Origin of the sequence: Streptomyces sp. NPDC102437, assembly GCF_044765565.1 — a bacterium.
Lineage (GTDB): Bacteria > Actinomycetota > Actinomycetes > Streptomycetales > Streptomycetaceae > Streptomyces.
In genome coordinates this window covers 265,774-291,678 of sequence record NZ_JBIWKI010000005.1, presented here as the reverse complement: position 1 = coordinate 291,678, position 25,905 = coordinate 265,774, and the positions used below count along the sequence as shown (strand labels likewise).

Below are 25,905 nucleotides of genomic sequence, written 5' to 3'. Positions count from 1 at the left end.
ACACATGAAGAATTTCGTAGTCAAGACGATCGCCAACGCAGGTGCGCTGGCCGTGGCCATCTGGTTGATCCAGGACATCACGCTGACCGGCGGCAGCACCGGGCGCAAGGCGCTCACCCTGATCGTGGTGGCCCTGCTCTTCGGTCTGGTGAACTTCGTCGTCAAGCCGGTCGTGAAGCTGCTGACCCTGCCGCTCTTCATCCTCACGCTCGGGCTGATCACGCTGGTGGTCAACGCGCTCATGCTGCTGCTGACCTCGTGGCTGGCCGGCCTGTTCGACCTGAGCTTCCATGTCGACGGTTTCTGGACCGCCGTGCTCGGCGGACTGATCATCTCCATCGTGTCGTGGGCACTGAACGTGATCCTGCCCGACGAGGACTGACTCGAAGCCTCCTGAGACAGTGCAGTTCAGGTCCATGGCACACCGGAGAGGAAGCGCCGGTGAGAGAAGCGAGGAAGCGGTATGAGCACCCTGGGTGACGGAACACGAGCGGTACGGGCCGGACTGCCCGAACCGGAGCAGTTCGAGCCCACCCTCCCCGGGCCGGTCTTCGCCGCGCACTTCCATCTCTCCGGCGAGCCGACCGGTCCGTACACCTACGGCCGGGACACCAATCCGACCTGGACCCATCTGGAACGGGCCATCGGTGAGCTGGAGGCACCGGGGGAGCCCGTCGAGACCACGGTGTTCGCCTCCGGGATGGCGGCGATCTCGGCCGTGCTGCTGTCCCAGGTACGCACCGGCGATGTGGTCGTGCTGCCCGACGACGGCTATCAGGCCCTGCCGCTGGTGCGCGAGCAGCTGGAGGCGTACGGCGTCGAGGTGCGAACCGCGCCGACCGGTGGCGATGCGCAGCTGGCGGTCCTCGAAGGCGCCAAGCTGCTGTGGATCGAGACCCCGTCCAATCCGGGGCTCGACGTCTGCGATGTGCGCCGGCTCGTCGAGGCGGCGCACTCGGCCGGCACGCTGGTGGCCGTCGACAACACCCTCGCCACACCGCTCGGCCAGCGCCCGCTGGAGCTGGGGGCCGACTTCTCGGTGGCCAGTGACACCAAGGGCATGACCGGACACGGTGACATCCTGCTCGGCCATGTGACCTGCCGTGATCCCGAGCTGGCAGCTGGAGTACGGCGCTGGCGCAAGGTGGTGGGCGCCATCCCCGGCCCCATGGAGGCATGGCTCGCGCACCGGTCGCTGGCCACGCTGGAGCTGCGGATCGACCGGCAGTGTGGCACCGCCCTGACGCTGGCGCAGGCGCTCGGCAAGCGGCCCGAGGTGACCGGGCTGCGCTATCCCGGACTCCCCTCCGACCCGTCGTATCCCAAGGCCGTGCGGCAGATGCGGCGCTTCGGCTCCGTGGTGTCGTTCGTGCTGCCCGACCGCGAACGGGCCGAGCGCTTCCTGACCGAGCTGCGGCTGGTCGACGACGCGACGAGCTTCGGCGGAGTGCGCTCGACCGCCGAACGCCGGGCGCGCTGGGGCGGTGACGCCGTGCCCGAGGGCTTCATCCGCTTCTCGGTCGGCGCGGAGAGCCCGGCGGACCTGGTGGGGGATGTGGAACGGGCGCTCGACGCGGCGATGGGCGAGCGCTGACCGACTGGTGGTACGGGTGGTCCGAGCCTCCCCCCTCGTGGCTCGGACCACCCCCGGTTCCTCCTGAGAAGGACCGCCCGATCAAGGCTAGTTGACTCACCGTCAGTGTCCAATCACAGTAGCGACAGCGACCTATCGACATATTTATAGTTGTACGGGTCCGAAGCGTCGCGAAGGTGGGAAGGACAGGACATGGACCTGACCCTGCTGCGCACGTTCGTCACGGTCCACCGGGCCGGTTCCTTCACCAGGGCCGCCGCCCTGCTCGGCCTCTCCCAGCCCGCGGTCACCTCTCAGATCCGGACCCTGGAGCGGCAGCTCGGCCGCCCGCTCTTCCTGCGCAGGGCCCGCGGCGTGACCCCGACGACCATCGGCGACGAACTCGCGCACCGGGCGGCGCCCCATCTGGACGCTCTGGTCGAGATCGCCGAGGCGGAGCTCGACGAGGAGTCGGGCGTACGGACGCTGCATCTGGCCGGGCCGCCAGAATTCTCGTCGATGCGCGCCCTGCCCGCGCTCACCCCCCTCGTCGCCCAGGGGCTGGCCCTGCGCAGCTCCTTCTTCACCGGCGCGCAAGAAGCACTGGAGGGGCTGGCCGCCGGACACCATGACCTGGCCATCGCGACCGTCCGTCCGCGCGGTGGGCTGCTCACCGCGTCCGCGCTCTGCGACGAAGAACATGTCCTGGTCGCCGCGCCGCGCTGGGCCGGGCGGCTCGGCCCCGGGACCCTGCGCCACAAGGGGCCCGTGGTCCTGGAGCAGCTGCCCGTCGTGGAGGTCCATGAGAGTCTGCCGCTCGTCTCCCGGTACTGGGCCGCCGTATTCGAGAGTCGGCCGGCCCTCGCGGGAACCGTCATCGTGCCCGACCTCCGGGCGGTCCTGGAGTGCACCGCGGCGGGCGCCGGACTCGCCGTGCTGCCGCGCTACCTGTGCGAGAGGGCGCTGGAGCGGGGTGAGGTCGTGGCCCTCCTGGACCCTCCGGTTCCTCCCCTGCGCACCTATTTCCTGGCGGTGCGGACCGGCACACTCGCGCTGCCCCACATCGCGCGGGCGCACGAGTGGCTACTGCGTGCTGCCGCCGACTGGTGACCTCAGGGCCGCCCAGCACCGGTCCGGTGTTTCAGAACCGGTTCTGCGGGCCACTCTCTTGCCATGACCGAACGTCCCGTGGTCAAGCGCACCGCACGCGCCATCCTGCTCGACGGCAACGACCTGATCCTCATCAAGCGCACCAAGCCCGGAGTGGATCCCTACTGGCTCACGCCTGGCGGCGGGGTCGAGCCCGAGGACGCGACCGTGGTCGACGCCCTGCACCGCGAGGTGGACGAGGAGCTCGGCGCCAAGATCACTGATGTGGTCCCCTGCTTCGTCGACACCGTGGAGCACATCGAGGGCGGCGGGGTGAAGGGCGTGAAGGTCCAGCACTTCTTCGTCTGCCGACTTGACTCGATGGACCTGTCACGGCGGCACGGCCCCGAGATCGACGATCCCTGCGGGGAGTACGACGTCGTGCGGGTGCCGTTCAGCCGGATGGGGATCGCCGCCGTCCACCTCGTACCGCTGTCGCTGCGGCACTATCTGGACGGGAACATCGAGGGCGTACGCGCGATGCACGCACCCGATCTGGGCTGACCGCCACCGGTCCGGGGTAGGCAGCGGCCGGTGCTCCGGCGTGACGGCTGTCGTGGTCAGGCGGGGCCGGTGTCGGCCGGTTCGTCGAGGAAGTCATGGCGGATGCGCCCGGCCGGCATCCCGATGCCCCGGAGCATGTCCACGCCGCTGCGGATCATGCCGGGCGGGCCCGAAAGATACGCGTCGTACTCGTGCCAGGGGCCGTGCTGCCGCACCGCCTCGGGCAGCAGTCCCCTCATAACCCCGCTTCCCGTTCCCGGACCGATGGCGACCACCGGCCGCACCGCGAGCCAGGGAAAGGTGTCCTGGAGCCGCATCATCGTGCCGATGTCGTACAGGTCGTGATCGCTGCGTGCCCCGTAGAAGACCTCCACCGGACGCCGGTCGCCGTGCTCCGCCACATCCTCGACGAGCGCCTTGATGGGCGCGATGCCCGTGCCTCCGCCCAGACAGAGCAGACCGTTGTGGGTGGAGTGATCGACCGTCATCGAGCCCGTGGGCGGGCCGAGGCGCAGGATGTCCCCGGGCCGGGCGCGGTGCACCAGGGCGTTGGAGACCCAGCCGGCCGGGACCGCCTTGATGTGGAAGGTGAGCAGGCCATCGGGGCGGGGGGCCGAAGCGAACGAATAGTGCCGCCAGTTCCGGGGCCACCACGGGGTCTCCACAGCCGTGTACTGGCCGGCGATGAACGGGTAGGCCTGGTCGGGCCGGAGCATGATCACCGCTATGTCACGGGTTCTGAGCTCGTGCGACACGACCTCCGCGTGCCACCAGGCAGGAGCCTGCTGCTCGTCCGCGGCGGCCGCGTCGATCATGATCTGCGATATCGCGGTGTAGGCACGCACCCACGCCGCTTCGGTCTCCCCGTCCCAGGTGGTGGTCGCGTAGCGGCTCAGGGCGCCCATGAGCGCCTCCCCCACCGCGGGATAGTGCATGGGCAACGTGCCGTACTTGCGATGGCCCCGCCCCAGTTCGCCGAGGTACTCGGCCAGTGCGCGTGCGTCGTCCAGGCGGTCGGCCGCGGTGAGGATCGCACGGAGGAGACGGTCGCGCTGGACGTCCATCGCGACCGGGAACAGGTTCCTCAGTTCCGGGTGGCGTACGAAGAGCAGCGCGTAGAAGTACGAGGTCGCCTGATCCGCGACGGGCGATATCTCGGCCAGGGTGCGGTGGATCAGGGTCGCGTCGGTGGATCTCCTCGTTCCGTCGTCGGTCCACCCGGTGGCCGGAGCATCCATACTGTGCCTCGCCTCGTACGTCTCGTGGTCGCCCTACGCACCAGCACGGCCCGCAACCCCCGAGCTGCGGACGCAGTCGGGCCCCGCTGACGGCCATCGTTCGGCCACTGTCCGCGACCCCCGGCCCAGCATGCCTTGTGACGGACACGGATGGGTCGTGGACCCATGACAGCCGTCCAAGAACGCATCAGTACCGGGCAGGACGGCAACTCACCCGGCAGAGAAGTCCGCCCAGGAACGCGTGCCGTACGCCGAGGCTAGTACGCGCGATTACTCCCGCTGTCAGACGCCCGATCGCTCCGCACTCGGCACCGTGTTTCACGTGAAACCACTCAAACGCCCCGCCCGCCGCAGCCTCCTGGTGGCACATGTCTCGGTATCCGTGAGCTGGCTGGGACTGACCGTCGGACTGCTGGCACTCGGAATCGCGGCCTTCTCCACCGGGGACACCGCCACCGCGCAGGCCGCCACCGGTGCCATGAAGATCTTCGGGGACTGGCTGATCGTGCCGGTCGCCCTGTTCTCTCTCCTCAGCGGCCTCGTTCTGGCCCTCGGCACCCCGTGGGGGCTGGCCAGGCACCGGTGGGTCTGGACGAAGTTCTGGCTCACCCTGATCACCGTGGCACTGTCCGTCTTCTCCCTGCGGCCGGGCATCGACGAGGCCGCTGCACGTGGGGCCGTCGACATGGATCTGGTGGTCGCGCCGTCGGTGGCAACGGCGACGTACCTCTTCGTCACCGCGATATCGGTGCTGAAGCCCTGGGGACCGACCAGGCGCGGCCGTCGGCTGCGTCACTCGTCCGGAACAGGTAAAGGGGTGGACGGGCGAACATCGGGTCGGAGAGCCTGACCTTCATGCCTAGCTCACTTCCCCATCCGATCACCGAACTGCATGTCCGGCGCCTCACCCCGGGCGACCTGGTGGCCTGCGCCGATCTCAGCGAAGACCGTGGCTGGCCACGCGATGAGCACAGGTGGGGCCTGCTCCTCGCCGCCGGAACCGGCTACGGCGTGGATGCCCCCGACGGCAAGGGCCTGATGGCCGGCTGCGTGGTGACCTCCTACGGCACCGGGCTGGCAGCCATCGGCATGGTGCTCGTCGCGGAGCGGTATGCGCGGCAGGGAATCGCGCGGCAGCTGATGCACCATGTGATCGCCGAGTCCGGGGACATCCCACTCAGCCTCTACGCGACGGCGGCGGGGCAACCGCTCTACGAACAGCTCGGCTTCTCGGTCGTGGGCCACTCCCAGCGGGTCGCCGGTTTCTTCCGGCCGACCGACGGCAGGCCCCCTGCTGTCACCGTCCGCCCCGCCACGGCGGAGGACCTGCGAGCCATGGTCCTGCTGGACGCGGATGTCTTCGGCGCCGACCGGACCCATGTCCTCGCCCGGCTCCCCGCGTACGCCGACCACATCCGGGTCGCGGAGGACGGGGAGCGTCTCATCGGTTACGCGGCAGTCTGGCCCAGCGACCGGACCCATGCGATCGGCCCGCTGGTCGCGCGTGACACCGCCACGGCTGAGGCGCTTGTCGCCTCGCTCGCGGAGGCGACGGATCTGCCGCTGCGCGCGGACATCGACGCGCGCCATACCGAGCTGCTCGACTGGTTCGAGGAGCACGGTCTGCGGCCCGGCTCCACGACGGCGGTAATGACACATGGAGCCGCGGATGTGCCAGGCGACTGGACCCGTCGCTACGCCCCGCTGACCGTGGCCATGGGCTGACCGCCGACGCCCGAACGGCCCGGGGCCGTCCTCGGCTGCGGGCCGGTGGAGCGCTTCGGACGAGCAACTGCACGGGGCCGTCGCGAAGCCGTGATCCCCGTCGCCGCGCATCTGCACCATGTCACGAGGCCGGCCTGGCCGGTCGCGTGAGTCGCATGGGGCCGGCCCGCCCGGACGGACCGGCCCCGTGCGCCGCCCGGCCGGTCTGCGTACCCTGCCGATCATGAGCGATCTGGAGATACGCCCCGCCGCCCTCGCCGACATCCAGGCGATCGTGGCCATGCTCGCCGACGATCCATTGGGCGCCCGGCGTGAGTCGCCGGACGACCTCGCCCCGTACCGCGCCGCGTTCCAACGGCTCGCGGACGATCCGAACCAGCACCTGGTGGTCGCCGTCCGCGAAGGCCGCGTCGTCGGAACCTTGCAACTGACGGTGATTCCCGGGCTTTCCCGGCGCGGCTCGACCCGCTCGGTCATCGAGGGTGTACGCATCCACGCCGACGAGCGCGGCAGCGGCCTCGGCACCCTGCTGATCGAGTGGGCCGTGGACGAATCGCGTCGGCAGGACTGCCAGTTGGTCCAGCTGACGTCGGATGCGACCCGGACCGATGCCCATCGCTTCTACGAGCGGCTCGGATTCACCGCCAGCCATGTGGGCTTCAAGCTCGCACTCTGACCGCGCTTCGGAATCCGGGAGGGCGTCCATGCACCGCATCAGTGACGAACAGCGCAGGGTCAGGCTCGGACGACGCCATCTCCTGGCCCCGTCGGTACGGACCGCCTCCCCGGTCTCCGTGGCCGACGCGGTCGTCGCGCTGCACGCCACCGACGCCGCCACCGTCTTCCTCTCGGCGTGTGCCCGCATGACCGAGGCGGACGTCGCTCCGGTGGAAGAGGCTCTCTACGGTGAGATCTCGCTGGTCCGGCAGCTCTCCATGCGGAACACCCTCTTCGTCGTGTCGCGGCATCTCGCCCCTTGTGTCGACGCGTCGAACGCGCGGACCGTGGCTGCCAAGGAGCGCCGAACCTTCCTCAAGCACTTGGCGGACGATGGCAACGGCCTGGACGAGCGCTGGCTCGCCAACGCGGAACGGCAGATCCTCGCCGCTCTGGCCGACCGCGGCACCGCGACTGGCACGGAGCTCTCCGCCGCCGTGGCTGCTCTGCGTACAGAGATCACCCTCTTCCCGGCAAGAGGGCCGAGACCGTGCAGGGCGTCGCCTCCCGGGTCATCCGGGTCCTGGCCGCCGAGAACCGCATCCGCCGGGACCGGCCACGCGGTTCCTGGACATCCAGCCAGTTCCGCTGGACGGCGTCCGCGCCCTGGCCGCTCAGGGAGCTAGCGCAGGCACACGCAGAGCTGGCCTGGCGTTGGCTCCGTTCCTACGACCCGGCGACCGAAGCCGACCTCAAGTGGTGGACGGGCTGGGGAGTGGGCCAGGTCCGTAGGGCCCTGACGGCCGTCGGGGCCGAGCCGGTCCGGCTCGACGGCGGCGCCACGGGATGGGTACTGCCAGAGGACATGGCGCCGGAACCCGCTCCGGAACCCTGGCAGCACTGCTTCCGGCACTCGACCCCAGCGCCATGGGGTGGGCCGATCGTGGCTTCCTCCTCCCGGACGGGCATCGGAAGGCTCTCTTCGACCGGTCCGGCAACATCGGCCCGACCGTGTGGTGGAACGGCCGGATCGTGGGCGGCTGGGCCCAGCGATCCGATGGCGAGCCGGTCTGGCGGCTGCTGTCCGACACGGGCCGGGATGCCTCCGCCGCGATCGAGGCAGAAGCATCCCGGTTCTCGCAATGGGTGGGCCAGGCACGGATCACTCCGCGCTTCCGCACCCCGCTGGAACGGGAGCTGACGGCCTGAGCCGGCCCACTCCCTCCCACTGTTTCACGTGAAACGTGACGCTCAGCGTTCCAGACCCCGCCAACCACCCTCGTCCACTCCACCGGGAACGGCTGCCGCAGGGTCGTACGGCTCCCGCGTGAAGACGAACGACCCCAGATCGAGGTGGTGCACGCTGCCGTCGCTGTTACGGACCACACGCAGCGTCTCCCCCGCGTAGTAGCCGTCGAGACCGATCCAGGTGCCATCGGACTGTGCGGTGAACCTGGCGCCGCGGCCGGCGCCCTGCAGAGGTTTGAGCTCCAGCCCGCCGTCCGCAGCCATCCGCAGGACGTTCGAGTGCGTGCCCCAGTACCAGGGACCGGTCAGCGCCAGCAGTTCGGCGTCCACCTCCGGCAACGGGCGCCAGGGCTCCGGAATACGGGGCTCGGACTCGGCGACGATGTCCACGAGGTCGGCTGCGAAACCGCCGACCATCAGCCCCGCCGTCGTGTTGGTGAGCGCTACGGCCGCCACATCGTCCTCGACGCTGATCCACAGGGCAGCCAGGAATCCGGGCAGCGAGCCCGTATGACCGATAAGGGTGCGGCTGCCGCTCCGTACCACCTGAAGACCCAGACCGTAGTTGACCTGCCACGCACCGGGCTCGGCCGGTGCGGACGGTACGCGCATCTGCTTCACGGAGGCGGCACGGAGCACCCGGTCGTCCCCGTCGGTCAGAAGGGTCGCGAAGCGCAGGAGGTCATCGGTCGTGGACCAGAGCTGGCCGGCCGGGGCCATCAGCCCGAGATCCTCCGCCGGTTCGGGCAGCATGACATCGGCCCAGGGATGCACGGCCCAGCCGCCCGCGTGCGGCGACTGCGGGTGAGGCCCGGTGCGGCGCATGGAGAGGGGCTCCAGGATCTCGCGCCGCAGCACCTGGGCCCAGCTCGCCCCGCGCACCTTCTCGACCAGCGCGCCCAGCAGCGTGTAGCCGGGGTTCGAGTAGTGGTGACGTTGCCCCGGGTTGTGCATCCGGGTCTGCTCGCCGAGCACATCGGCCAACTCGGGCCGCAGCGTGCCCGGGGTCCTCTCCCACCAGGGCGCGGGCGCCTCGGCACCGAGTCCCGCGCTGTGCCCCAGCAGTTGATGGATCGTCACATCGCCGACGCCGGTGCCGGGCAGATGCTTCTCCAGCGGATCCTCCAGGTCCAGGAGGCCCTCGTCGCGCAGGCGCAGCACCAGCACCGCGGTGAAGGTCTTGGTGAGGGAGCCGATCCTGAACTGCGTGTCACCGTCGGGGGCGTGGCCGTCCACGCAACTGCGAGCACCGCTCCAGACGGTCCGCCCCTGCCTCCGCACCGCGGCGACGAGCGAGGGCGCCCGGCCCTCCGACTGAGCGGTGGCGATGCGGTGCAGCAGGGCACGCTGCGTCCCCGGTAGCAACTGTTCGGGTGAGTAGGTCATGGTCAAACAACTACCCGCAGAACCAAGCGGTGGCGAGCCCATTTCCGGCGCCCCGACCGCACCGGACCGCACCCGGGGCCTCCGACGGATGCCGGTCAGGTCTGTGCCATGTCCACGAAGCGCGAGTAGTGCCCCTGGAAGGCCACGGTGATCGTTGCCGTCGGCCCGTTACGGTGCTTGGCCACGATCAGGTCGGCCTCGCCGGCGCGAGGGGACTCCTTCTCGTACGCGTCCTCGCGGTGCAGCAGGATCACCATGTCGGCGTCCTGCTCGATGGATCCGGATTCACGCAGGTCGGAGACCATCGGCTTCTTGTCGGTGCGCTGTTCGGGACCACGGTTCAGCTGGGAGAGCGCGATGACCGGAAGCTGAAGCTCCTTGGCCAGCAGCTTGAGGTTTCGGGACATGTCCGAAACTTCCTGCTGGCGGCTCTCGGCACGCTTGGAGCCGCCGGACTGCATCAGCTGCAGATAGTCGATGACCACGAGCTTGAGGTCGTTGCGCTGCTTGAGACGGCGGCACTTGGCCCGGATCTCCATCATGGAGAGGTTCGGGGAGTCGTCGATATAGAGCGGGGCGGCCGAGACATCGGGCATCCGGCGGGCCAGCCGCGTCCAGTCCTCGTCGGTCATGGTGCCGGAACGCATGTGGTGCAGTGCCACCCGGGCCTCGGCGGAGAGCAGACGCATCGCGATCTCATTGCGCCCCATTTCGAGGGAGAAGATCACGCTGGGCAGATTGCTCTTGATCGAACAAGCCCGTGCGAAGTCGAGGGCCAGCGTGGACTTACCCATGGCGGGACGGGCCGCGATGACGACCATCTGGCCCGGGTGCAGACCGTTCGTCAGGGCATCGAGGTCGGTGAAACCGGTCGGCACACCGGTCATCTCACCGCTGCGCGAACCGATCGCCTCGATCTCGTCGAGCGCGCCCTCCATGATGTCGCCGAGCGGCAGGTAGTCCTCGCTGGTGCGCTGCTCGGTGACCGCGTAGATCTCGGCCTGCGCGGAGTTCACGATGTCATCGACATCGCCGTCCGCCGCGTATCCCATCTGCGTGATCTTCGTGCCGGCTTCGACGAGCCGCCTCAGCACCGCCCGCTCGTGGACGATCTCCGCGTAGTACGAAGCGTTGGCCGCGGTCGGCACGGACTGGACGAGGGTGTGCAGATACGGCGCCCCGCCCACCTTGGTGATCTCACCGCGCTTGACCAGCTCGGCCGCCACTGTGATCGGGTCGGCCGGCTCACCCTTCGCGTAGAGGTCAAGGATCGCCTGGTAGACGGTCTCGTGCGCGGGCCGGTAGAAGTCGTGGCCCTTGATGATCTCCACGACATCGGCGATGGCGTCCTTGGACAGGAGCATGCCACCGAGGACGGACTGCTCGGCATCGAGGTCCTGAGGCGGAACCCGCTCGAAACCGGGTGAGCCACCCTCCCAGCCGCCGCTTTCCCTGCCGCGTTCGTGCTGCTCGCCGCGGTCCCTGCCTTCACCGCGGCGCTGCCGGGAAACGGGCAGACGGTCGCTGGGACCGGTCTCGGCCCAGGGGTCGTCCAAAGGCTCGGGAATGCTCACCGGGCCACCTCCTCCCGTCCGCTCCGCGGACCTCGCCATGCCACTCTTTCTTACGGCACAGCACCGACAAACAAGACGCCCGACTCCGGTTCCGGCGCGGCGAGTTCTGAGCGGTTCCGAGTCCGGAACGGGGTGCGGGCGCCGGTCCACGGTAGGCCGCTCGGCACCGTCAGCCAATCTGGTTATCCACAGGGCATGTGGACGACTGACCAGATGCTGTGGAGAACTCCGCGGAACCTGTGCACGGAGCAGGGGACAGCACTGTGGACAAACTCATAGCACCCGCACCACCAACGCTCTGACCTGGCATTTCTCCATCCACGGCCTGTGGGGGAGAAAAACTTTCCGAGTCAGCACAAGATCACGACAAACGGCACACGGGAGAACGCCGGGCGTGAGCAAATGTAAGGGATGCTACGCCATTGCATCTATTACCTGTGGACGATTAGATTGGCCCCCATGATCCAGGCCCCGGCGTCCCCGCCACCCAGTCGTCGACGGCACGACCGCGAGATCATCTCGCTCGCCGTTCCTGCCTTCGGCGCGCTCGTCGCCGAGCCACTCTTCGTGATGGTCGACAGCGCCATCGTCGGCCATCTCGGCACCCCGCAGCTGGCCGGCCTGGCCGTCGCCGCCGCCCTGCTGACCACCGCTGTCAGCATCTTCGTCTTTCTCGCCTACGCCACCACCGCGGCAGTGGCACGACGGGTCGGAGCGGGCGATCTGGCCTCCGCGATCCGGCAAGGCATGGACGGCATCTGGCTGGCGGTCCTGCTGGGCGTCGCCGTCATCGCCATCACTCTCCCCACGGCCCCCTGGCTGGTGGAGGTATTCGGCGCCTCCGACACCGCCGCCCCCTATGCGACCACCTATCTGCGGATCTCCAGCCTCGGCATCCCGGCCATGCTCGTAGTGCTGGCCGCGACCGGTGTTCTCCGCGGCCTGCAGGACACCAGAACACCGCTGTACGTCGCCATAGGAGGCTTCGCGGCCAATGGAGCCCTCAACGCGGGACTGGTCTACGGCGCCGGACTCGGGATCGCCGGATCGGCCTGGGGCACTGTGATCGCACAGGTCTCGATGGCCGTCGCCTATCTGGTCGTGGTGGTACGGGGAGCCCGACGGCACGGCGCCTCGCTGCGCCCCGACGCGGCAGGCATCAGGGCCAGCGCCCAGGCCGGCGTACCACTGCTGGTCCGTACGCTGTCGCTCCGTGCCGTACTGCTGATCGCCACCGCCGTCGCCGCCCGTCTCGGCGACACCGAGATCGCCGGGCACCAGATCATCCTTTCCCTCTGGAGCCTGATGGCCTTCGCTCTCGACGCCATCGCCATTGCCGGTCAGGCGATCATCGGCCGCTACCTGGGGGCCGAAGACGCAAAAGGCGCACGCGAGGCATGCCGGCGCATGGTGCAGTGGGGCATCGTCTCCGGGGTGGTGTTCGGGGCATTGATCATCCTTGCCCGGCCACTGTTCGTGCCCCTGTTCACCAGCGACCGGGCCGTGCAGGACACCCTGCTCCCGGCGCTACTTGTGGTGGCGCTGTCCCAGCCGATCGCGGGTGTGGTCTTCGTCCTGGACGGAGTACTGATGGGCGCCGGTGACGGGCGATACCTGGCGTGGGCCATGCTCGTCACGCTCGCGGTCTTCGCTCCGGTCGCGCTGCTGGTACCGGTGATCGGCGGCGGCCTGACGGCGCTGTGGTGGGCGATGGCACTGATGATGACCGTCCGGTTGGTGACGCTCTGGCTGCGCACCCGCTCCGGCAAGTGGGTCATCATCGGGGCGACCCGCTGAGCCACCGGCCCTGGTCCCGTTTCACGTGAAACCGTGAACTGCGAGACTGCGAGACCGCGAGACTGCGAGACCGGGGAACCACGAGGCCCAAAGGCCGAAAGCACGACGAAGGGCCGCATCCCGAGGGGTGCGGCCCTTCAGCTGCTCAGGTGAGCTGTGCCCTTAGGCAGCAACGACCTCGACACCGAGGTTCGCAGCGACCTCGGGGTGCAGACGCACGGACACCTGGTGTCCGCCGAGCGTCTTGATCGGCGAGCCGAGCTCGACGCGACGCTTGTCGACGTCGGGGCCACCGGCGGCCTTGATCGCCGAAGCGATGTCGGCCGGGGTCACGGAGCCGAAGAGACGGCCGGCGTCGCCGGAGCGAACGGCCAGACGGACCTTCACGGCCTCGAGCTTGGCCTTGATCTCGTTGGCCTGCTCGATCGTGGCGATCTCGTGGATCTTGCGGGCGCGGCGGATCTGCGCCACGTCCTTCTCGCCACCCTTGGTCCAGCGGATGGCAAAGCCACGCGGAACCAGGTAGTTACGGGCGTACCCGTCCTTGACGTCGACGACGTCGCCCGCAGCACCGAGGCCGGAGACCTCGTGGGTGAGGATGATCTTCATGATTCGGTCACCCTTCCCTTATCGCGCGGTGGACGTGTAGGGCAGCAGCGCCATCTCACGGCTGTTCTTGACTGCCGTGGCGACGTCACGCTGGTGCTGCGTGCAGTTGCCGGTGACGCGGCGGGCACGGATCTTGCCGCGGTCGGAAATGAACTTCCGCAGCATGTTCGTGTCCTTGTAGTCCACGTACTGGGTCTTGTCCTTGCAGAAAGCGCAGACCTTCTTCTTAGGCTTGCGCACAGGCGGCTTCGCCATGGTGTTTCTCCTGTGTGATCAAGAAGTGGGGGTACGAGCTGCCCTAGAAGGGAGGCTCGTCCGAGTAGCCGCCGCCGGAGCCGCCGGAGCTTCCGCCCCAGCCGCCTCCGCCGCCCTGCTGGCCCCCGCCCTGCTGGCCGCCGGAGGGCGCGCTCGTGGCCCACGGGTCGTCGGCGGGAGCGCCGCCACCACCCTGCTGGCCACCACCGGGACCGCCGCCCCAGTTGCCGCCGCCCTGCTGGCCGCCGCCGTATCCACCCTGGCCGCCCTGACCACCGCGACCGGTGGTCTTGGTGACCTTGGCCGTGGCGTTCTTCAGGCTGGGGCCGACTTCCTCGACATCCAGCTCGTAGACCGTGCGCTTGACGCCCTCGCGGTCTTCGTACGACCGCTGCTTCAGCCGGCCCTGCACGACAACGCGCATGCCTCGCTGGAGCGACTCGGCGACGTTCTCCGCCGCCTGCCGCCAGACCGAGCAGGTGAGGAACAGGCCTTCGCCGTCCTTCCACTCATTGGTCTGCCGGTCGAAGATGCGGGGAGTGGACGCGACACGGAACTTCGCGACCGCCGCACCGGACGGGGTGAAGCGCAGCTCGGGGTCGTCGACGAGATTGCCGACGACCGTGATGACGGTCTCGCCTGCCATGGATGAACCTCTCGGCGGGGATTGCTTCTGGCTGCTTGCTGCTACTCGAACCCGATGACCACTGAGCTAGACGCTCAGTGGGACTCGGGACGGAGGACCTTGGTCCGGAGGACCGACTCGTTCAGGTTCATCTGGCGGTCGAGCTCCTTGACGACCGCAGGCTCGGCCTGCAGGTCGATGACCGAGTAGATGCCCTCGGGCTTCTTCTTGATCTCGTAAGCGAGACGACGACGGCCCCAGGTGTCGACCTTCTCGACCTTTCCGTTGCCCTCACGGACGACGGAGAGGAAGTTCTCGATCAGCGGGGAGACAGCGCGCTCCTCGAGATCGGGGTCGAGGATGACCATCACCTCGTAGTGACGCATGTGGAACCCACCTCCTTTGGACTCAGCGGCCACGGTCGTTCCGTGGCAGGAGGGTCGTGATGCGTGAGCATCGATGTCTCCGAGTAAAACAGCCGCCACTGACAACGCCCTCCATGGAGAGGGGCTGCCGTGCTGGCCTGGGCAGACACCGGTGCAGACCGTACAGAGTACCCGCAGACCGGCCTCCGGTTGAAATCCGGTGGCCAGGAGACGCAATCTGGACACATCGGGTGTGAGCGGCGCCACCGCGCGCCCCATTCGGCCAGGAGGTACTCCATGGCACAGGCAATACGACCCCGTCCCCCCGTCTCCCTGCTCGCCACGGACGGCAAGCCCCATCCGCTCCAGGAGACCCTGGTGGCGGTGACGCTGGTCCTCGGCGTGCTCGCCTTCGTGACGGCGATGTTCCACAACCTGCATCTGATCAGTTCGTGGGCCGGACTCATCGGGATCCTCACTGGCGCGTACGGCCAGTACATCTCGGTGACCACGCGCGAGCGGTTCCCGCTGATCATCGGCATGGGCGCGGCCGCCATCGGCTTCTTCCTGGGCATGGCACACGGCGGCCTCTTCGGCGGCGTGGTGGGCTGACCCGGCACAGTCGCAACCAGAACGCGGAACGGCGCGGGAACCACACAGGGTCCTCGCGCCGTTCCCCGTACAAGGAAACCCCGCAACCCGGGTCGCGACGGCGGCGGAACGGCTGGTCCCCATAGGGCCAGACGGCGTACTCGTCGGCCACAGTAGGCTTCGGCGCGAGAGCCGGACCCCTGACCGATGGGGACACACCTGCCGAGGAGCGCCCCGCATGAGCCTGACCCTGAGGACCATCAGCCGAGAGCAGCATCTGGCATACATCCAGAGCCTGCCTGCGGCGAGTCACATGCAGGTCCCGGCATGGGCGGACGTGAAGGCCGAGTGGCGCTCCGAGAGCCTCGGTTGGTTCGACAAGACCGGACAGCTCGTCGGCGCCGGACTGGTGCTCTACCGTCAGCTGCCCAAGATCAAGCGCTACCTCGCCTATCTGCCCGAGGGCCCGGTCATCAACTGGTACGCCCCGAACCTGGACGACTGGCTGCGTCCGATGCTGGCGCACCTCAAGCAGCAGGGTGCCTTCTCCGTGAAGATGGGCCCGCCGGTCATCATCCGCCGCTGGGACGCGGCCGCCATCAAGTCGGGCATCCAGGACCCGGAAGTGAAGCGCCTGCGCGACGTCGAGGCCACCCACATCGAGCCGCGCGCCTTCGAAGTGGCGGACCGGCTGCGCAAGATGGGCTGGCAGCAGGGCGAGGACGGCGGCGCCGGATTCGGTGACGTACAGCCCCGCTACGTCTTCCAGGTGCCGCTGGCCAACCGCTCGCTCGAAGACGTCCACAAGGGCTTCAACCAGCTGTGGCGACGGAACATCAAGAAGGCCGAGAAGGCAGGCGTCGAGGTCGTCCAGGGCAGCTACGCCGAGCTCGACGAGTGGCAGCGGCTGTACGAGATCACGGCGGAGCGCGACCACTTCCGGCCGCGTCCGCTGGGCTACTTCCAGCGCATGTGGACGGCCCTCAACAACGAGGACCCCAACCGGATGCGGCTGTACTTCGCCCGGCACGAGGGCGAGAACGTCGCGGCCGCGACCATGCTGATCGTCGGCGGGCACGTCTGGTACTCCTACGGCGCGTCCGCCAACCACAAGCGCGAGGTCCGGCCCTCGAACGCGATGCAGTGGCGGATGCTGCGCGACGCGTACGCCATGGGTGCCACCGTCTACGACCTGCGCGGCATCTCCGACTCGCTGGACGAGACCGACCACCTCTTCGGCCTGATCCAGTTCAAGGTGGGCACCGGCGGCCAGGCGGCCGAGTACCTCGGCGAGTGGGACTTCCCGCTCAACAAGCTGCTGCACAAGGCGCTCGACATCTACATGTCGCGCCGCTGACCCACGCCGTCGGCCCGCGTCGCGCCGTACACGTCGCCCCGCTGATACGCGTCGCCCCGCTGACGAATCCGGCTTCATTGGTTTGAATGGGGCTTCGGCTTCACACACACCTCCCACACAGCAGTCACCAGAAGGGTTCCGGACCGGCCATGGCGCTCTCCCTCTACGTCGACACCGCGCGCTGGCGGGCGCACCAGAAATCCGTCCTCGACCAGTTCCCCGGCCTCGTACCGGTCTGCAAGGGCAACGGATACGGCTTCGGCCACGAACGGCTGGCCGACGAGGCCATCCGCTTCGGCTCCGACATGCTCGCCGTCGGAACCACCTACGAGGCAGCCCGCATCAAGGACTGGTTCAGCGGCGACCTGCTGGTCCTCACCCCGTTCCGCCGGGGCGAGGAGCCGGTGCCGCTGCCCGACCGCGTGATCCGGTCCGTGTCCTCCGTGGACGGCGTGCACGCCCTGGTGGGCGCACGGGTCGTCATCGAGTGCATGAGCTCGATGAAGCGCCACGGCGTCAAGGAGGAGGAGCTGGGGCAGCTGCACGCCGCCATCGAGGACGTACGGCTCGAAGGCTTCGCCCTGCACCTGCCGCTGGACCGCACGGACGGCTCGGACGCGGTCGAGGAGGTCATCGGCTGGATGGACCGGCTGCGCGCGGCCCGGCTGCCGCTGCACACCATGTTCGTCAGCCATCTGCGTGCCGAGGAGCTGGGCCGGCTCCAGCAGCAGTTCCCGCAGACCCGATTCCGCGCCCGCATCGGTACCCGGCTGTGGCTCGGCGACCACGAGGCGACGGAGTACCGGGGTGCCGTCCTGGACGTCACGCGCGTCGTCAAGGGCGACCGCTTCGGCTACCGCCAGCAGAAGGCCGCCTCGGACGGCTGGCTGGTGGTCGTCGCCGGCGGTACGTCGCACGGTGTGGGCCTGGAGGCCCCGAAGGCCCTGCACGGTGTGATGCCGCGCGCCAAGGGCGTCGCCCGCGCGGGCCTGGCCACGGTCAACCGCAACCTGTCGCCGTTCGTCTGGGCGGGCAAGCAGCGCTGGTTCGCCGAGCCGCCGCACATGCAGGTCTCGATCCTGTTCGTCCCGTCGGACGCCCAGGAGCCGAAGGTCGGCGACGAACTGGTGGCCCATCTGCGCCACACGACCACCCAGTTCGACCGCCTCGTCGACCGTTAGGAGGCAGCCGGGTCCCTCCGGACGGTAGAGACCGGGCTCGGAGAGCCTGTCGGGCGACAGGCTCTCAGTCGGCGACCGGTCCGCGCGCCGCGCCCCATTCCACCCGTGGCCCTTCCACCGCCGGGTGGGCATGGGGCTCCGGATGCGCCGCCCGCCCCAGCACGAACGCGTCCGGGGCCCCGTCGAGCACCCCGCCGGACGGGTCGTCCGACCCGTCGCGCCGTACGACGTCCCGCTCGGGCATGAGGATGTCCCGTACGACCAAGGCACAGAGGTACAACGTGCCCAGCAGATGCAGGGCGATCGCCAGCTGGTACCCCTCCGTGGGCAGCCCCTGGTGCTTGTCCCCGCTCGTCGTGTACGCGAGGTACATCCAGATCCCCAGGAAGTACATGACCTCGCACGCCTGCCAGATCAGGAAGTCGCGCCAGCGCGGCCGGGCCAGTGCGGCCAGGGGGATCAGCCACAGCACGTACTGTGGCGAGTAGACCTTGTTGACGAGGATGAACGTCGCGACGACGAGAAAGGCCAGCTGCGCGAAGCGCGGCCGCCGCGGCGCCATCAGGGTCAGTGCACCGATCGCCGCGCACAGCAGGACCGTCGTCAGGGTCGAGGCGGTGTTGACGGTCGAGACCTCGATGCTCTCGCCGGTCCGCTGGGTGATGATCAGCCAGAAGGAACCGAAGTCGATGCCCCGTTCCTCGCTGAACGTGTAGAACTTCTTCCAGCCCTCGGGCGCGAGGGCCATCACCGGCAGGTTCACCACCAGCCAGGACACCGCCGCCCCGAGCGTCGCCATGCCGAACTCCCGCCACTTGCCCGCCCGCCAGCACAGGACGAACACCGGCCCCAGCAGGAACACGGGATAGAGCTTGGCGGCCGTGGCGAGCCCGATGAGGATGCCGAACGCCAGCACCCGTCCCCGGGACCACATGAGCATCGCCGCGGCCGTCAGCGCGACGGCCAGCAGGTCCCAGTTGATCGTCGCGGTGAGCGCGAAGGCCGGCGCGAGGGCGACCAGCAGTCCGTCCCAGGGGCGGCGCCGGTGCGTACGGGCGACGCAGACGGCGATGATCACGGCGCAGATCATCAGCATGCCCGCGTTGACCATCCAGTACATCTGCTCGCGGTGCTGAATGGATCCGCCCGGCGTCAGCCAGGCGGCGACCTGCATGAACACGCCCGTCAGGACGGGGTACTCCAGGAATTGCATGTCGCCGGGCAGCCGGTCGAAGTACGGCACCAGCCCGTCGGAGAAGCCCCGGGCGGCGAAGAGGTGCGGAATGTCCGAGTAACAGGCGTGCGTGTACTGCGAACCCGCGCCCCGGAACCACGCCCAGTTGTAGCAGGGCAGCTTCTGCACCATGCCGAGCGCGAACATCCCGAGAGCCACCAGCGCGATGGCGCCCACGGGCGTGAGCGCCGTGCTGCCGAGCCGTGTCCAGAGCCCCGACCGCCCGCCGATCAGTTCGCTTCCGGCCGCGGCCACCTCGTCCTGGTGGGTGGGCCGTACGACCGACCGTTCCTCGGGCTGGTGCACACTCGTGTCTTCTGCGCTTGGCATGCCGCTCATCCTGCCGTACCGGACTGTGGAGACGACGAGGGCCGCCGCACCGTGTGGTGCGACGGCCCTCATGGCCTGGCCGGCCCGGCGGCCCCTATCCGGCGGGCCCGCCGACGAATCCGCCGTTGCCGTTACCACCGCCGTTCCCGTTCCCCCCGGTCGGCGGTTCGGGGGACGTCGTCGGACTGGTGCTGGCACCACCGGTGTCTCCGCCGTTCGCACCGTTGCTGGTCCCACCGTTGTTGTGCTGGCAGTCCCAGTCCCACGTACCGCAGGTCTGGCTGGGGTCGGGCGCCGACGGGGACACGCTCATCGAGGGCGACTCTGTCACCGACTTGGTCGGCGAGGGCGTCACCGGCGCCGTGGGCGTCGGCGTGGGGCTCTGCGCACCGCCGCCGTAGACCTTGTCACCGATCGGACCCGGCTCCGGGAAGGTCAGGACCGGCTTCCCCTTCAGCGCAACCACCATGTAGTCGTGCCAGATCTGGGCCGGGAAAGAAGCACCGTGAATCGTCCGCTCGCCACCCGTGCCGTACATCTTCTCGAACTTGCGGTTCTTGTTCGTCGCGTCGTCGTCGAGCCGGTACATGCTGATGGCCGTGGACAGCTGCGGTGTGTAGCCGACGAACCAGGCCGACTTGTTGTCGTCCGTCGTACCCGTCTTGCCCGCCACGTCCCGGCCGGGGATCTGAGCGGGCGTACCGGTGCCTTTCTCGACGACGTTCTTCAGGACGTCGGTGACGTTGTCGGCGATCGCGGCGTCGAAGGCGCGCTTGGGGGCGCCCTTGTGCCGGTAGATGGTCTTGCCGTCGAACTTCGCCTCGGAAACCGAGAAGGGCTCGCGCTGCTGGCCACTGTCGGCGAAGGTCGCGTATGCGCCGGCCATCCGGATCGCACTGGGCGAGGACGTACCGATGGAGAACGACGGCACGTGCGAATCCGCCATCTGTTCGTCGTCCTTGAGCCCTGCGGCCATGGCGACTTGCTTCACCTTGTCGGTGCCGACGTCCATGCCGAGCTGTACGTACGGGGAGTTGGCGGACCACTGCATGGCCTCGCGAAGGGTGATGTTGCCCCTCGACTCATGGCCGTCGTTGGCCTGCAGCCACTCCTTGCCGTTCTCGTCGGTCCAGATCTCGCCGTTGTACTTCTTGATCTTCAGCTTGTCGTCGGCGTTGTAGATGCTGAGCGGCGAGACCTTGGTGCGCTCCGACACGTCCTGGTCCTCGGAGAGCGCGGGGTTCCGCTTGCCGTACTCCATCGCCGCCGCCAGCACGAACGGCTTGAAGGTCGAACCGACCTGCGCGCCGGTGGGGTTGGCGTTGTTGGTGAAGTGCTTGGTCGCGTCCTGACCGCCGTAGATCGCCACGATGGCCCCGGTCTTGGGATCCACCGAGCCGCCCCCGAACTGAACGTGGGTGTCCGTCTTCGGGCGCTGTTTCGGCTTGATCTTGCTCTTGTAGACCTTCTGGACGGCGTCCTCGAGGTCGTTGACCTTGTCCCTGTTGAAGGTGGTGTGGATCTGGTAGCCGCCGCGGGACAGCATCTCCGCCGTGACGTCATGCTTGTTGTTGCTGAGGAAGTACTGCCTGGCGAGTTCGACCAGGTAACCGGTCTGGCCTTCCAGCTGGGCGTTCTTCTTCGGCGGCTCCGGCATCGGGAACTCGGTGTACTTGGCGCGCTCCGCCTTCGAGAGACGCCCGTCCTTCACCTCTTCGTCGAGGATCCACTTCCAGCGCTTCTTGGCCCGGTCGGTGTTCAGCTCCGGCGTCGCCTGCACGGGGTCGACGTCGGTGGCACCCGCCGGGTCGTAGTAAGACGCGCCCTTGAGCAGCGTGGCCAGGAACGCGCACTCGCTCGGATCCAGGTCGACGGCGTCCTTGTTGTAGTACGTACGGGCCGCCGCCTGGATCCCCGAAGCTCCTCGTCCGTAGTACGAGACGTTGAGGTAGCCCGCCATGATCTGGTTCTTCTTCATGTCGTTGCTGACCTTGAGCGTGATGAAAAGTTCCTGGAACTTCCGGCTCAGGGTCTGCTCCTGTGACAGACGCGAGTTCTTCACGTACTGCTGGGTGATCGTCGAACCACCCTGTGTCTCACCGCCCGTGGCCATGTTGAACAGGGCCCGCGCGATGCCCATGGGGTCGATGCCCCGGTCATGCTCGAAGGACTTGTTCTCGGCCGAGATGACGGCGTCCCGCATCGCTTCGGGAATCTGCTCGTAGCCGATGATCTGGCGGTTGACCGCACCGCCCGTGGCGACCATCTGCGTGCCGTCGTCCCAGAGGTAGACGTTGTTCTGCGCCTCCGCGGCCTCGTTCACCTTGGGCTTCTCGACCATCGCGTACGCGATACCGGCGACGCCCATGAGCATGCCCAGGAAGCCGACGCAGAGGCCGGAGACCAGCTTCCATGACGGGACCCAGCGCCGGAAGCCGTACTTGCCGGCGCGCGGGTAGTCGATGAAACGCTTCTTGGTAGGGCGCTGGGGGCCTCGGCCCCGCCCCCTGCCCGCCCCCTCGTGCCCGCCGTCGCCGCCACGACGGCGTCCGCCGCCTCCGCGGCCTGCTCCGCCGCCCTCGGCGGCACGACGGCTCCCACCGCCCCGCTGGGCGGCACGTCTGGCCTCGGCCCGTCCGCCGTACTGGCTGTCACCACCACTCGAACTGGAAGGTGACTCGGAAGTTACTCCACGTGACGGAGCAGCGCGGCGTCCTGATGAGGACTGCTGTGCTGCTCGTCTGGCCGCTGCACGCCCGCCACCTTGCGGTTGCGGCGTTTTGCGACGGTGCTCGCTCATCGAACGACTACTCCTCGGGCAGGCGAGAGCGCCTGGAAGCGGCAGTTGAGATCCGGTCCCCCGAATTACGGACAAGCCTTGTGACGGGCTCGTCCGCCATGCATCCGGCTGGCCCACGGTGAGTGACGCGCGGGCGCGTCGCGCGGTTACCGGTGGTCTGCATGCCGCACAGACTACGCACGGTCAAAACCCCCCTAGGGCCGAACTTCACCCCAAACAACGCAAGTCGGTGCCTATGAATTCGCGATGTGATGCCGTTCACGATGGCTCCCCTTGTCGCATCGCGACTCCCGATCTATCGTCGGGATGTATCGAGTCGATACATCAGCTCGGTACATCGGTCCGGCACCGGGCTCCGCAGGAGCACTCGGAGAAGGAGGAGGCGAAGTTGAGCAGACGCTCCGGCATCCTCGAATTCGCCGTTCTCGGCCTGCTCCGCGAGTCCCCGATGCACGGCTACGAGCTGCGCAAGCGCCTCAACACCTCGTTGGGGATCTTCCGTGCCTTCAGCTACGGCACCCTCTACCCCTGCCTCAAGACGCTGGTCGCCAACGGCTGGTTGATCGAGGAGCCGGGTGCCGCCCCCGTCGACCAGCCGCCCGCCACCGGCCGTGCGGTCGCCCCCGCCTCCTCACTGGCCGGGCGCCGCGCCAAGATCGTCTACCGGCTGACGGCGGAAGGTAAGGAGCACTTCGAGGAGCTGCTCTCGCACACCGGCCCCGACTCCTGGGAGGACGAGCACTTCGCAGCCCGCTTCGCCTTTTTCGGACAGACGGAGCACGACGTGCGGATGCGCGTGCTGGAAGGCCGGCGCAGCCGGCTCGAGGAGCGGCTGGAGAAGATGCGGGCCTCACTGGCCCGCACCCGGGAGCGCCTCGACGACTACACACTTGAGCTGCAGCGACACGGCATGGAGTCCGTGGAGCGCGAAGTGCGCTGGCTGAACGAGCTCATCGAGAGCGAGCGGTCGGGACGGGATCAGCGACGATCCTCGCCCGGGAGCGAAGCTCAGCAGAACACCGCAGGAGAGACGGGCGGCCTGCCCCGGCGCCGGGGTGACACCCCGCCGGATCCGTCCGACGACACCGCAGAGTGAGGTCCCCGCAGATCCGCGGGGCCTTCATCGGAAACATCCAAAACACACAGGGAGCAACCGGAATGGGTTCGGTTCGCGTAGCCATCGTCGGCGTGGGCAACTGCGCCGCCTCGCTGGTCCAGGGCGTCGAGTACTACAAGGACGCCGATCCGGCCGGCAAGGTGCCCGGTCTGATGCACGTCCAGTTCGGCGACTACCACGTGCGGGACGTCGAGTTCGTCGCCGCCTTCGACGTCGACGCGAAGAAGGTCGGTCTCGACCTCGCGGACGCCATCGGTGCCAGCGAGAACAACACCATCAAGCTCTGCGACGTGCCGAACGCCGGCGTCACCGTCCAGCGCGGCCACACCCACGACGGTCTCGGCAAGTACTACCGCCAGACCATCGAGGAGTCGGCCGAGGCCCCGGTCGACATCGTCCAGGTCCTCAAGGACCGCAAGGTCGACGTCCTCGTCTGCTACCTGCCCGTCGGCTCCGAGGTCGCTGCGAAGTTCTACGCGCAGTGCGCCATCGACGCCAAGGTCGCGTTCGTCAACGCTCTCCCGGTCTTCATCGCGGGCACCAAGGAGTGGGCGGACAAGTTCACCGAGGCTGGTGTCCCGATCGTCGGCGACGACATCAAGTCGCAGGTCGGCGCCACCATCACGCACCGCGTGATGGCGAAGCTCTTCGAGGACCGGGGTGTCATCCTGGACCGCACGATGCAGCTGAACGTCGGCGGCAACATGGACTTCAAGAACATGCTCGAGCGTGAGCGCCTGGAGTCCAAGAAGATCTCCAAGACTCAGGCCGTCACCTCCCAGATCCGGGACCGCGAGCTCGGTGCGGACAACGTCCACATCGGCCCGTCGGACTACGTGGCCTGGCTGGACGACCGCAAGTGGGCGTACGTGCGCCTCGAGGGCCGTGCCTTCGGTGACGTTCCGCTGAACCTGGAGTACAAGCTCGAGGTCTGGGACTCCCCGAACTCCGCCGGTGTCATCATCGACGCCGTCCGCGCCGCGAAGATCGCCAAGGACCGCGGCATCGGCGGCCCGATCCTCTCCGCGTCCTCCTACTTCATGAAGTCCCCGCCGGTCCAGTACTTCGACGACGAGGCCCGCGAGAACGTCGAGAAGTTCATCCGCGGCGAGGTCTCCAACTGACGCAGCCGGACACGGCACGTCCACACGGCCGGGTGCTGAGCGGCAACGCTCATTTCCTTCCGTGCTGTTGAGGGTCCCCGGGCAATCTGCCCGGGGACCCTCAACGTATGTGACCCTTGATCACATGGCCGTCGTGGGTGATCTGCGCGTTCTTCTGCGCCTTCGGAACTTCCGTCGTCTGCTGGCCGTACGACTTCTCTCCCAGTCGGCCGACGGCGTCTTCCAGGTGGCACTGGCAGCTCATGTCGTCTTCTCGCCGGAGAAACAGGCTTCGGCGGGCGCAATCGCCTCCGCCATGGCGGTGCTGCTGCTGCCGTACTCGCTCATCGGCCCCTTCGCCGGCGTTCTGCTGGACCGCTGGCCGCGCCGCCAGGTCTTTCTGTACGGAAACCTGCTGCGTGCCGCGCTCGCCTGCTGCACGGCGCTCCTCATCCTCGGCTCCGCGCCCGACTGGCTCTTCTACGCCTCGGCGCTGTGCGTCACCGCGGTCAACCGCTTCGTCCTGGCCGGGCTCTCGGCAGCGCTGCCGCGTGTCGTCGACAGCGACCGGCTGGTGCTGGCCAACTCGCTCTCGCCGACCGCCGGGACGCTCGCGGCCACGGCGGGCGGCGGCCTCGCCTTCGCCGTGAGACTGCTGGCCTCGGACTCCGATGCCGCGGTGGTAATGCTGGGTGCGGCGCTCTACCTCACGTCGGCACTGGCCTCCCTGACCCTTGCCACCGGGCTCCTCGGACCGGATCAGGGCGGACACCGGATCGGGCTGGGGGAGGCCCTGAGCGACACCACTCAGGGCCTGGTCGACGGCTTGCGTCATCTGGCGCAGCGGAAGCAGGCCACCCAGGTGCTGGCCGCCATGACCGTGATGCGTTTCTGCTACGGGGCGCTGACCGTCACGGTGCTGATGCTGTGCCGGTACGCCTGGACCAACAGCGAATCCGAGGGCCTGGCTCTTCTGGGGCTGGCCGTGGGGGCCTCCGGTGCGGGGTTCTTCGCGGCGGCCGTGCTGACGCCCTGGGCGGCGGGACGGCTCGGCCGGGTCCGCTGGCTGACGGTGTGTGCGGCAGGGGCCGCCGTCCTCGAACCTGCGCTGGGGCTGTGGTTCGTCCCCGTACCCATGCTGGTCGCGGCGTTCATCCTCGGGCTGGCCACCCAGGGGGCGAAGATCGCGACCGACACCGTGGTGCAGACCGCAGTGGAGGACTCCTTCCGCGGCCGGGTCTTCTCCCTCTACGACGTGCTGTTCAACGTCGCTTTCGTGGGAGCGGCCGCGGTCTCCGCCCTGATACTGCCTCCTGATGGGCGATCGGCCGTGGTGGTGGTCGGGGTGGCCGTTCTCTACGCGGTCGTCGCGATGCTGATGTTCCGGTGGAACCGCACCGGAGATACCGCCTGAGGACCGGGGTGGAACATGGCGAGGGGCGCTGTTTCACGTGAAACAGCGCCCCTCGGGCACCAGAGCGGTCGGT

The 25,905-nt window shown here is 68.5% G+C and carries 23 protein-coding genes and 1 pseudogene; 15 read left to right on the top strand and 9 right to left on the bottom strand.

The genetic code is table 11. From position 1 onward, the window contains the following. Positions 1 to 4: 4 nt before the first annotated feature. The 4 genes from ACIRJP_RS09575 to ACIRJP_RS09560 all read left to right on the top strand — a co-directional run bounded on the left by ACIRJP_RS09575 (position 5) and on the right by ACIRJP_RS09560 (position 3,226). Positions 5 to 382 carry a phage holin family protein gene (locus tag ACIRJP_RS09575; RefSeq protein WP_266731287.1) on the top strand — a complete coding sequence of 126 codons (378 nt, stop codon included), beginning with the start codon at positions 5 to 7 and terminating at the stop codon, positions 380 to 382. An 81-nt stretch (positions 383 to 463) separates the two neighbouring features. Beyond that, a complete protein-coding gene (locus ACIRJP_RS09570) occupies positions 464 to 1,594 on the top strand; it encodes a cystathionine gamma-lyase (protein WP_404170376.1) in 1,131 nt (376 codons plus the stop codon). Between the two features lie 192 nt (positions 1,595 to 1,786). Continuing rightward, the gene (locus tag ACIRJP_RS09565; RefSeq protein ID WP_404170374.1) at positions 1,787 to 2,683 is read left to right on the top strand and encodes a LysR family transcriptional regulator; all 897 of its coding nucleotides are present in this window, start codon (positions 1,787 to 1,789) and stop codon (positions 2,681 to 2,683) included. 63 nt (positions 2,684 to 2,746) lie between these two features. Next, positions 2,747 to 3,226 carry an NUDIX domain-containing protein gene (locus tag ACIRJP_RS09560; RefSeq protein ID WP_266731296.1) on the top strand — a complete coding sequence of 160 codons (480 nt, stop codon included), beginning with the start codon at positions 2,747 to 2,749 and terminating at the stop codon, positions 3,224 to 3,226. A 56-nt stretch (positions 3,227 to 3,282) separates the two neighbouring features. Here the strand turns inward: ACIRJP_RS09560 and ACIRJP_RS09555 are convergent, their stop codons facing one another. Continuing rightward, entirely contained in the window at positions 3,283 to 4,464 is a 1,182-nt protein-coding gene (locus ACIRJP_RS09555) for a globin domain-containing protein (protein ID WP_404170371.1), read from the bottom strand. A 322-nt stretch (positions 4,465 to 4,786) separates the two neighbouring features. Here ACIRJP_RS09555 and ACIRJP_RS09550 point away from each other — a divergent pair, with 322 nt between their 5' ends. From ACIRJP_RS09550 to ACIRJP_RS09535, 4 genes and pseudogenes are all read left to right on the top strand, one after another. After that, positions 4,787 to 5,314 carry a DUF2269 domain-containing protein gene (locus ACIRJP_RS09550; protein WP_404170368.1) on the top strand — a complete coding sequence of 176 codons (528 nt, stop codon included), beginning with the start codon at positions 4,787 to 4,789 and terminating at the stop codon, positions 5,312 to 5,314. A gap of 5 nt (positions 5,315 to 5,319) precedes the next feature. Then, the gene (locus ACIRJP_RS09545; RefSeq protein WP_404170365.1) at positions 5,320 to 6,189 is read left to right on the top strand and encodes a GNAT family N-acetyltransferase; all 870 of its coding nucleotides are present in this window, start codon (positions 5,320 to 5,322) and stop codon (positions 6,187 to 6,189) included. A gap of 223 nt (positions 6,190 to 6,412) precedes the next feature. Then, positions 6,413 to 6,865 (top strand): GNAT family N-acetyltransferase, encoded by a 453-nt coding sequence (locus ACIRJP_RS09540; protein WP_266731302.1) that lies wholly within the window; start codon positions 6,413 to 6,415, stop codon positions 6,863 to 6,865. A gap of 28 nt (positions 6,866 to 6,893) precedes the next feature. After that, positions 6,894 to 8,055, top strand: a pseudogene (locus ACIRJP_RS09535) (winged helix DNA-binding domain-containing protein). A gap of 42 nt (positions 8,056 to 8,097) precedes the next feature. Here ACIRJP_RS09535 and ACIRJP_RS09530 read toward each other — a convergent pair. Continuing rightward, positions 8,098 to 9,480, bottom strand: a complete 1,383-nt coding sequence (locus ACIRJP_RS09530; RefSeq protein ID WP_404170361.1) for a serine hydrolase domain-containing protein — start codon at positions 9,478 to 9,480, stop codon at positions 8,098 to 8,100. Between the two features lie 95 nt (positions 9,481 to 9,575). Continuing rightward, positions 9,576 to 11,036 (bottom strand): replicative DNA helicase, encoded by a 1,461-nt coding sequence (gene dnaB, locus ACIRJP_RS09525; RefSeq protein WP_206433546.1) that lies wholly within the window; start codon positions 11,034 to 11,036, stop codon positions 9,576 to 9,578. A 477-nt stretch (positions 11,037 to 11,513) separates the two neighbouring features. On the opposite strand from dnaB, the gene ACIRJP_RS09520 reads away from it, so the two are divergent. After that, entirely contained in the window at positions 11,514 to 12,851 is a 1,338-nt protein-coding gene (locus tag ACIRJP_RS09520) for an MATE family efflux transporter (RefSeq protein WP_404170358.1), read from the top strand. Positions 12,852 to 13,013: 162 nt separating this feature from the next. On the opposite strand, the gene rplI is transcribed toward ACIRJP_RS09520, so the two are convergent. From rplI to rpsF, 4 genes are all read right to left on the bottom strand, one after another. Next, on the bottom strand, positions 13,014 to 13,460 hold the full coding sequence (gene rplI / locus ACIRJP_RS09515) for a 50S ribosomal protein L9 (protein WP_266731309.1): 447 nt from the start codon (positions 13,458 to 13,460) through the stop codon (positions 13,014 to 13,016). Between the two features lie 18 nt (positions 13,461 to 13,478). Further along, positions 13,479 to 13,715, bottom strand: coding sequence for a 30S ribosomal protein S18 (rpsR, locus tag ACIRJP_RS09510; RefSeq protein ID WP_003967857.1), 237 nt, complete (start codon positions 13,713 to 13,715; stop codon positions 13,479 to 13,481). Between the two features lie 43 nt (positions 13,716 to 13,758). Next, positions 13,759 to 14,361 carry a single-stranded DNA-binding protein gene (locus ACIRJP_RS09505; RefSeq protein WP_329820054.1) on the bottom strand — a complete coding sequence of 201 codons (603 nt, stop codon included), beginning with the start codon at positions 14,359 to 14,361 and terminating at the stop codon, positions 13,759 to 13,761. Positions 14,362 to 14,435: 74 nt separating this feature from the next. After that, positions 14,436 to 14,726 (bottom strand): 30S ribosomal protein S6, encoded by a 291-nt coding sequence (gene rpsF, locus ACIRJP_RS09500; RefSeq protein ID WP_072487610.1) that lies wholly within the window; start codon positions 14,724 to 14,726, stop codon positions 14,436 to 14,438. Between the two features lie 276 nt (positions 14,727 to 15,002). On the opposite strand from rpsF, the gene ACIRJP_RS09495 reads away from it, so the two are divergent. The 3 genes from ACIRJP_RS09495 (at position 15,003) to ACIRJP_RS09485 (ending at position 17,834) form a co-directional block, all read left to right on the top strand. After that, positions 15,003 to 15,317, top strand: a complete 315-nt coding sequence (locus ACIRJP_RS09495) for a hypothetical protein (RefSeq protein ID WP_404170354.1) — start codon at positions 15,003 to 15,005, stop codon at positions 15,315 to 15,317. A 217-nt stretch (positions 15,318 to 15,534) separates the two neighbouring features. Continuing rightward, a complete protein-coding gene (locus ACIRJP_RS09490; protein ID WP_266731313.1) occupies positions 15,535 to 16,653 on the top strand; it encodes a peptidoglycan bridge formation glycyltransferase FemA/FemB family protein in 1,119 nt (372 codons plus the stop codon). Positions 16,654 to 16,802: 149 nt separating this feature from the next. Then, positions 16,803 to 17,834, top strand: a complete 1,032-nt coding sequence (locus tag ACIRJP_RS09485) for an alanine racemase (protein ID WP_093895066.1) — start codon at positions 16,803 to 16,805, stop codon at positions 17,832 to 17,834. Between the two features lie 64 nt (positions 17,835 to 17,898). On the opposite strand, the gene ACIRJP_RS09480 is transcribed toward ACIRJP_RS09485, so the two are convergent. Next, on the bottom strand, positions 17,899 to 19,398 hold the full coding sequence (locus ACIRJP_RS09480; protein ID WP_404170349.1) for a glycosyltransferase family 87 protein: 1,500 nt from the start codon (positions 19,396 to 19,398) through the stop codon (positions 17,899 to 17,901). A gap of 94 nt (positions 19,399 to 19,492) precedes the next feature. Beyond that, positions 19,493 to 22,198 carry a transglycosylase domain-containing protein gene (locus ACIRJP_RS09475; protein ID WP_404170346.1) on the bottom strand — a complete coding sequence of 902 codons (2,706 nt, stop codon included), beginning with the start codon at positions 22,196 to 22,198 and terminating at the stop codon, positions 19,493 to 19,495. 388 nt (positions 22,199 to 22,586) lie between these two features. On the opposite strand from ACIRJP_RS09475, the gene ACIRJP_RS09470 reads away from it, so the two are divergent. The 3 genes from ACIRJP_RS09470 (at position 22,587) to ACIRJP_RS09460 (ending at position 25,832) form a co-directional block, all read left to right on the top strand. Next, complete coding sequence (locus tag ACIRJP_RS09470) at positions 22,587 to 23,294, top strand: helix-turn-helix transcriptional regulator (protein WP_358940789.1); 708 nt, start codon at positions 22,587 to 22,589, stop codon at positions 23,292 to 23,294. A gap of 62 nt (positions 23,295 to 23,356) precedes the next feature. Continuing rightward, complete coding sequence (locus ACIRJP_RS09465; protein WP_266731319.1) at positions 23,357 to 24,439, top strand: inositol-3-phosphate synthase; 1,083 nt, start codon at positions 23,357 to 23,359, stop codon at positions 24,437 to 24,439. A 124-nt stretch (positions 24,440 to 24,563) separates the two neighbouring features. Further along, positions 24,564 to 25,832, top strand: a complete 1,269-nt coding sequence (locus ACIRJP_RS09460) for an MFS transporter (RefSeq protein ID WP_404170341.1) — start codon at positions 24,564 to 24,566, stop codon at positions 25,830 to 25,832. The last annotated feature ends 73 nt before the right edge of the window (positions 25,833 to 25,905 follow it).